This window comes from Streptomyces sp. (assembly GCF_036524955.1).
Classification (GTDB): domain Bacteria; phylum Actinomycetota; class Actinomycetes; order Streptomycetales; family Streptomycetaceae; genus Actinacidiphila.
Window position 1 is genome coordinate 49,865 of record NZ_DATDBG010000120.1, and the last position, 6,583, is coordinate 56,447.

At 70.2% G+C, this 6,583-nt stretch carries 8 protein-coding genes and 1 tRNA gene; 2 read left to right on the top strand and 7 right to left on the bottom strand.

Annotation, left to right across the window (positions count from 1 at the left end):
• The 4 genes from VIW71_RS10495 to VIW71_RS10510 form a co-directional block, all read right to left on the bottom strand.
• A complete protein-coding gene (locus VIW71_RS10495; RefSeq protein ID WP_331621815.1) occupies positions 1–1,308 on the bottom strand; it encodes a class E sortase in 1,308 nt (435 codons plus the stop codon).
• Positions 1,305–1,961, bottom strand: a complete 657-nt coding sequence (locus VIW71_RS10500) for an aminodeoxychorismate/anthranilate synthase component II (RefSeq protein ID WP_331621816.1) — start codon at positions 1,959–1,961, stop codon at positions 1,305–1,307. The genes VIW71_RS10495 and VIW71_RS10500 overlap by 4 nt, the downstream gene beginning before the upstream one ends.
• Complete coding sequence (locus tag VIW71_RS10505) at positions 1,958–2,134, bottom strand: hypothetical protein (RefSeq protein ID WP_331621817.1); 177 nt, start codon at positions 2,132–2,134, stop codon at positions 1,958–1,960. Before VIW71_RS10505 ends, VIW71_RS10500 begins: the two co-directional genes overlap by 4 nt.
• Before the next feature lie 111 nt (positions 2,135–2,245).
• Positions 2,246–3,028, bottom strand: a complete 783-nt coding sequence (locus VIW71_RS10510) for a DUF881 domain-containing protein (protein WP_414720721.1) — start codon at positions 3,026–3,028, stop codon at positions 2,246–2,248.
• An 88-nt stretch (positions 3,029–3,116) separates the two neighbouring features.
• On the opposite strand from VIW71_RS10510, the gene crgA reads away from it, so the two are divergent.
• Positions 3,117–3,371 carry a cell division protein CrgA gene (crgA, locus tag VIW71_RS10515; RefSeq protein WP_331621818.1) on the top strand — a complete coding sequence of 85 codons (255 nt, stop codon included), beginning with the start codon at positions 3,117–3,119 and terminating at the stop codon, positions 3,369–3,371.
• A gap of 315 nt (positions 3,372–3,686) precedes the next feature.
• On the opposite strand, the gene VIW71_RS10520 is transcribed toward crgA, so the two are convergent.
• Together VIW71_RS10520 and VIW71_RS10525 are read right to left on the bottom strand one after the other, a co-directional pair.
• A complete protein-coding gene (locus tag VIW71_RS10520) occupies positions 3,687–4,538 on the bottom strand; it encodes a rhomboid family intramembrane serine protease (RefSeq protein ID WP_331621819.1) in 852 nt (283 codons plus the stop codon).
• 117 nt (positions 4,539–4,655) lie between these two features.
• Positions 4,656–5,189 carry a peptidylprolyl isomerase gene (locus VIW71_RS10525; protein WP_331621820.1) on the bottom strand — a complete coding sequence of 178 codons (534 nt, stop codon included), beginning with the start codon at positions 5,187–5,189 and terminating at the stop codon, positions 4,656–4,658.
• 211 nt (positions 5,190–5,400) lie between these two features.
• On the opposite strand from VIW71_RS10525, the gene VIW71_RS10530 reads away from it, so the two are divergent.
• The gene (locus tag VIW71_RS10530) at positions 5,401–6,189 is read left to right on the top strand and encodes a DUF5324 family protein (RefSeq protein ID WP_331621821.1); all 789 of its coding nucleotides are present in this window, start codon (positions 5,401–5,403) and stop codon (positions 6,187–6,189) included.
• Positions 6,190–6,360: 171 nt separating this feature from the next.
• Here VIW71_RS10530 and VIW71_RS10535 read toward each other — a convergent pair.
• Positions 6,361–6,431, bottom strand: a tRNA-Ala gene (locus VIW71_RS10535).
• Between the last annotated feature and the right edge of the window lie 152 nt (positions 6,432–6,583).

A 6,583-nucleotide genomic window follows, 5' to 3' on the forward strand; every position in this document is an offset into this window, starting at 1 on the left:
TTATCCCCCCAGCAGTGCGTCGGGCTTGCCCTGGGTGCGGGGCCGTTCCTCGACGAGCTTGCCCCAGACGATCAGCCGGTTGGTGCTGGTGAACTCGGGGGTGCAGGTCGTCAGCGTGAGGTAGCGGCCGGGCCGGGTGAACCCGGAGCCGACCGGGACGGGCCGCAGCACGCTGATGTTGGAGGGCGGGGTGGACGCCAGCGCACTGGTGACCGCGTAGGTGTAGTACGTGTTCGCCGTCTCGACCACCACCTTGTCGCCGGGGACCAGGTGGTTGACGTAGCGGAACGGCTCGCCATGGGTGTTGCGGTGTGCGGCGACCCCGAAGTTGCCGGCCTTGTCCCAGGGCATCGCGGTGCTCAGCGCACCGTCATAGTGGCCGATCATGCCCTTGTCCAGCACTTTCTGCTTGGAGATGCCCTCGGCGACGGGTGCCTTGACGTCGAGCTTGGGGATGTACATGATCGCGAAGCCCTCGCCGGGCGAGAAGGTGCCCGGTACCCGGTTCGGGTCGTCCTCGGTCGAGTCCCACTGGTCCCGGAGGTTGTTCGCGGCGCCGCTGGCCTGCTGGTGGGCGCGGACATTGGTCCACCAGAGCTGGTAGGTGACGAAGAGGAGCATCAGCAGGCCGGTCGTGATGAACAGTTCGCCGACGATCCGGCTGATCAGGACCCCGGTGCTGTCCTTCGCGGCCCGCGCGGCCCTGCGTGCCTCCACCCGGCTGAGCGGTGCGGAGGGCTCAGCCGGGGCGATGGGAGCGGTGCCGCCGCGTCCGCGGGCCCGGTGGCCGCCGCCTGCGTGTCCGCCCGGGCCCTGCCGCGCGGCTGCCTTCCGCCGGGCGGCCCGTCCCCCGTCCGGGGGAGCCGACGCGGGCCGCGGGTCCGCCCGGGACAGCCCGGGGTCCGGTTCCGGTCCGGTGGGTACGGGGTCGAGCTCGGTGAACAGGGGGGGCGCGGTGGCCGGTTGCGCGTAGGGCGGTTCCCCGTGGGCCGGCGCCGGCTGCGTACGGGCCGGTCCTGCGAACGCCGGCCCTGTGAGGACCGGCGGCTGTGTGAAGACGGGTGGCTCCGTGAGGACCGGGTCCGGATAGGCCGGCGGTTCCGCGAAGACCGGTTGCGGATAACCGGACTCCGGGTCATCGGGCCGTCCCCCGAACACCGGCTCCCCATGGGCCGGCGGCATCGGCTGCCGCCCCGGCAGCGGATCGTTCAGCGGGTCGTCCAGCCGGCCGACGACCGCCGCGAACTGGCCGGTGTCCTCGTAGGACACCGGGCCGTCGGCGGAACGCTCCGGCCGGAGCGTCGTCACGCCCCGGCCCTCCCGGTGGGACCGCCCGTGCCGACCACCGGAGCGAGCCCGCGGGAGCGGTCGACCGCCCCCGGGTCACCGCATTCGGCGAGCCAGTTGGCGAGCATCAGGTGCCCCCATTCGGTGAGCACCGACTCGGGGTGGAACTGCACGCCCTCGACGGGTGCGTCGCGGTGCCGCATCCCCATCACGATGCCGTTCTCGGTCCAGGCGGTGACGCGGAGCTCGTCGGGGAGTGTGTCCGGTTCGACGGCGAGGGAGTGGTAGCGGGTCGCGGTGAAGGGGTTCGGCAGCCCGGCGAAGACCCCGGTGCCTTCGTGCGTCACCAGCGACGTCTTGCCGTGCAGCAGTTCCGGCGCCCGCCCGACCACCCCGCCGTACGCGACCGCCATCGACTGGAGGCCCAGGCAGACGCCGAAGACCGGCACCCCGGTCTCGGCGCAGTGCCGCACCATGTCCACGCAGACGCCGGCCTCCTCGGGAGTGCCGGGACCGGGGGAGAGCAGCACCCCGTCGAAACCGTCCTGCGCGTGCGCGAGCCCGACCTCGTCGTTGCGCAGCACCTCGCACTCGGCGCCGAGCTGGTAGAGGTACTGGACCAGGTTGAAGACGAAGCTGTCGTAGTTGTCGACGACAAGAATGCGTGCGCTCATCGGACAGTGGCCATTCCGTTGTCGACAGTCACATCGTTGAAGGGGAGCAGCGGCTCCGCCCACGGGAACACGTACTGGAAGAGAAGGTAGACGACGACAAGGATCAGCACGAGTGAGGTGAACGCCCTCACCCACGCGTTGCCCGGCATATGCCGCCAGATCCAGCCGTACATGCGGTGCCTTCCTTCCTGTCCCGGAACAGAGTAAAGGGAGATCGACCGCCGAGGGGCGTCGGCGGGACAAAGCTTCGGCGCGGCGTCACCCGCCAGGGGCCGCAGCCGAGGTCAGGGCCCGGTCACCGGCTTCGCGTGGTGCAGGTCCACCGAGCCCGAGTAACCAGGAAGGGTGACTTTCCTGTCGGCGTCGACCTTCCAGCCGAGGCCGTACGCCTCCACGTACTGGAGGTAGTTCCGGATCGCGGGGCTGCGGTCGAGGGCCTGGCGCAGCGCGCCCTGGTCACCCACGGCGGTGATCCGGTAGGGCGGCGAGTAGACGCGGCCCTGGAGGATGAGGGTGTTGCCGACGCAGCGGACCGCGCTGGTGGAGATCAGCCGCTGGTCCATGACGCGGATGCCCCGGGCGCCGCCCTGCCACAGCGCGTTGACCACGGCCTGGATGTCCTGCTGGTGGATGAGGAGGTCGTTGGGCTGCGGCTCGGGCACGCCGGGGACCAGCGCGGTCGCGTTCGGAGGGGCGTCGTTGAGGGTGACGTTCAGCGCGGGCCCGCTGATCGGGGCGGTGCCGGCCGCCCGGCCGAGGGCGTCGATCCGCCTGCGCTCGGCGGGGCCGAGGCCGCTGCCCCGCCGGGTGAGCTGGTCGACGTCGCCACGGATGGCCGCGAGCTGCTGCTCCAGCCGCTCGTTCCGGCTGTTCTTCTTGCGCACGTTGTCCGACAGTTTCGGCAGCGGATCGTCGCTGCGGATGTCGACGCCCTTGGCTGTGTCGAAGCTCATCCAGAAGATGAGCCCGGCCAGCGCGAACACTCCCGCGCTGAGCACTCGCAGCGCTACGGTGCGGTGGGCAGGACGGGAGGAGGGGGTGGGCGCAGTATCACCGCGTTCCGTCACCGTACTCTGTCTCCTTACAGCCCGAGTAAGCACTACGCTAACCGACGCCCGGAAGCGGTAGCAGCGCGCATCGACAGGAGAGTCCCTCGTGCCGAAGTCACGGATCCGCAAGAAGGCCGACTTCACTCCGCCACCGGAGAGGACCGCCACCGCCATCAAGCTCGGCAGCCGCAGCTGGGTGGCGCCGCTGATGCTGGCGTTCTTCATCGTCGGGCTGGCCTGGATCGTCCTGTTCTACGTGACGCAGGGCAGCCTGCCGGTGGACGCGTTCGGCAACTGGAACATCGTGGTCGGCTTCGGCTTCATCGCGGGCGGGTTCGTCGTCTCGACCCAGTGGAAGTAGGGCGCCCGCACCGGTGGAACACGGGCGCTCCCGGCCGGTGAAGGCAGCGCCCCGAACTTTTCCACACGGTTATCCACAGTGGGGAAAAGGTCGGAAGATCTGTGGATAACCTCTACGAGGTTGACGCCGATACGACCGGTGGCCGCACTGTCGGCCACCGGTCTTTCGTTGCTCCGGCAGGCAAAAACGTTGATCTTTCGGGAAAAATCCGGACGGTCGGCCCTCCGCGCCGCAGCTCCCACAAGCTGTGCACAACGCGCGAAGCCTCACCTACACGCTGTGGATAACGTGTGATCAACGCCAGGGACACGGCCGTCAGGACGTGACCTGTGCCACAGCCACACCGGTCAGTACCAGCGAGGCGATCAGCACCCCCGCGCACGTCCCCCACTGCACGAGCGCGCGCCGGTCCCGCGGCGCGTACGCCATCCCCACCGCGACCAGCGTGCCGGCGACGAGCCCGCCCATGTGGCCCTGCCAGCTCACGTTCGCCCAGGTGAAGCTGAAGACGATGTTCAGGGCGAGCAGGATCAGGATGGGCCGCATGTCGTACCGCATCCGCCGCATGTAGATGGCGGTCGCGCCGAACAGGCCGTAGACCGCCCCCGAGGCACCGAGCGTGTGACTGCTCGGCGAGAGCAGCAGCACCAGCGCGCTGCCGCCCAGCACCGAGACCAGGTACAGCGCGAGGTACCGGACCCGGCCCAGCAGCCGCTCCAGCGGGGCGCCGATCCACCACAGCGACAGCATGTTGAAGCCGATGTGCCAGTACTGCTCGTGCAGGAACGCCGAGGTCAGCACCCGGTACCACTGGCCGTCGGCGACGCCCGCGCACATGTGCTGCCCGGTGAAGGGGTTCGTACCGCACGACGCGTACAGCGCCAGATCGCCGACCAGCCGGTCGCCGACCGCCTTCACCAGCAGGAACACCGCGATGTTCAGGCCGATCAGGATCTTGGTGACCAGGAACGGGTCGCCCGCCGTCCGGCCCCCGGCCACCGTACGCGGCGGCGCGGTCCGGCGGTGGGCCTCCCCGACGCACTCCGGGCACTGGAAGCCCACCGAGGCGCTCACCATGCACTCGGGGCAGATCGGCCGCTCGCACCGGGTGCAGCGAATACCGGTCTCCCGGTCCTGGTGCCGATAGCAGCAGACCGCCTGGTCCATGAAGCCCACTCCCCTGACGACGGCGCGTGATCCCGCACGCTCATCCACGCATACGTGCGGGCGCGGCGTGGTGTTCCCGAAGGGTACGGGATCAGGCGCTGTCCGGGACCGGTGGAATCAGCCCGCGCGCTTCTCGACGACGACGGTCTCGATGACGGCGTCCTCCAGCGGTCGGTCGGTGCGCGGGTTGGTCGGCGAGCCGATGATCGAGTCCACCACCTTCTTGCTGCCCTCGTCCGCGACCTCGCCGAAGATGGTGTGCTTGCGGGTCAGCCAGGTGGTGGGCGAGACGGTGATGAAGAACTGCGAGCCGTTGGTGCCGGGACCGGCGTTCGCCATGGCCAGCAGGTAGGGCTTGTCGAACGCCAGGTCCGGGTGGAACTCGTCCGCGAACTCGTAGCCCGGTCCGCCGGTGCCGTTGCCCAGCGGGTCGCCGCCCTGGATCATGAAACCGGAGATCACGCGGTGGAACACCGTGCCGTCGTACAGCCTGTCGTGGGACGACTTGCCGGTGCTGGGGTCGGTCCACTCGCGCGTGCCCTCGGCGAGCCCGACGAAGTTCTCCACGGTCTTCGGGGCGTGGTTCGGCAGCAGCCGGATCACGATGTCGCCGTGGTTGGTCTTCAAGGTGGCGTAGAGCTGCTCGGCCACGTTCTACCTTCCATAGTCTTCACTGAGGGGCAAATCCTTGCACGGACCGGCTCGGCGCGCGGGGGTTCCCCCCTCGCCGGTCCGCGGTACGACCCCGACCGGGCACGCTGACCCGTATGCCTTGCCGCACATGCCGTATCCCACCGCGCCGGGCATGATTTCAAACCGGGTGGAAAGGCGAAAACCGTACGCCACCGAGGAGGAGGTTCCTGTGACCCGCATCGACAGCGTGCGCCACGCGGCCGACGTGACGAAGGACAGCGTGCGGCACGCCGCGGAGGTGGCGGCACCGTACGCGAGCACGGCCAGGGAGAACGCCGCCCACTACGGACGGCAGGCCGGCGTCTACGGCCGCCAGGCCGGGGTGCTGGCGAAGCATCAGTACGAGGCACGGCTGGCGCCCCGGGTGGGGCAGGCCCGTGTCCAGGCCCAGGCCGCGATGCCGCCCAAGGCCGTACACGCCATGGAGGCCGCCGCCCGGCGGACCCGGGAGAGCGCGAGGGCCGCCACCGAGTTCACCGCGCCCAAGGTGGGCACGGTGGTCGCGGTGACCCGTTCGGTCGCCGTCCCCGCGCGGGACGAGGCGGTTCTGCGCGGCGCCGCCGCCCTGCACGCCCTGCGCGGCCAGGTGACGGCCGAGGACATCGACCGGCTGGTGCGCAGGCGGATCCGGCGGGAGAAGACGGGCCGCGTCTTCCGCGGCCTGGTCGTCGTCGGCCTGGCCGGAAGCGCTGCGGTTGCCGCATGGAAATGGTGGAGCAAGCAGGCCAATCCCGACTGGCTGGTGGAGCCGTCCGAACCGACGGGGAGCGGCGACCGGACGACTCCGGGCGGCGGCACCCTGTCGGTGGTCGACCCGCTCGACGACACCGGTTCCTCGCTGAACGGATCGTCGCCGCGTCTGGGCCGCGTGGACGGTTCGCCGGAAGCCTCCGGGCTCGACCCGGAGGTGGAGGCCAAGCAGGCGGAGGCCGACCGCCGGGACGAGGACGAGCAATAGCGGCGGGCGGCTGCCGGTCGGCCGGTCGCGGCAGCCAGCGGCACCCGGGCGGTGGGTTCTGTCCCAGCGGCGGAACCCCTCGCCCGGCGCTGCCGTGTTCGACGACCGCTGAACGCCGGCGGCCCCTCCCCCGGTTCGGAGAGAGGGGCCGCCGGACTGCGGAGCAACCTGTGGAGCCTAGGAGATTCGAACTCCTGACATCTGCCTTGCAAAGGAAGGTGCGTCCCAACCCGAGACTATCCGAGACCATCCGAGACCATCCGAGCACAGGTCAAACGGCCGATGCGTCCGAACCCGAGGCAGATCCGAGAACATCCGAGACAGTCCGAGGGGAGCGTGTGGATTCGTTGTGGACTTCGCGCCCGTTTGCGGCCACCACCCGCAACTGCGGTCG

Coding starts and splice junctions, on each gene's coding strand:
- VIW71_RS10500 (WP_331621816.1), bottom strand. CDS start 1,961: ATGAGCGCACGCATTCTTGTCGTCGACAACTACGACAGCTTCGTCTTC.
- VIW71_RS10505 (WP_331621817.1), bottom strand. CDS start 2,134: ATGTACGGCTGGATCTGGCGGCATATGCCGGGCAACGCGTGGGTGAGG.
- VIW71_RS10520 (WP_331621819.1), bottom strand. CDS start 4,538: ATGGACCAGGCGGTCTGCTGCTATCGGCACCAGGACCGGGAGACCGGT.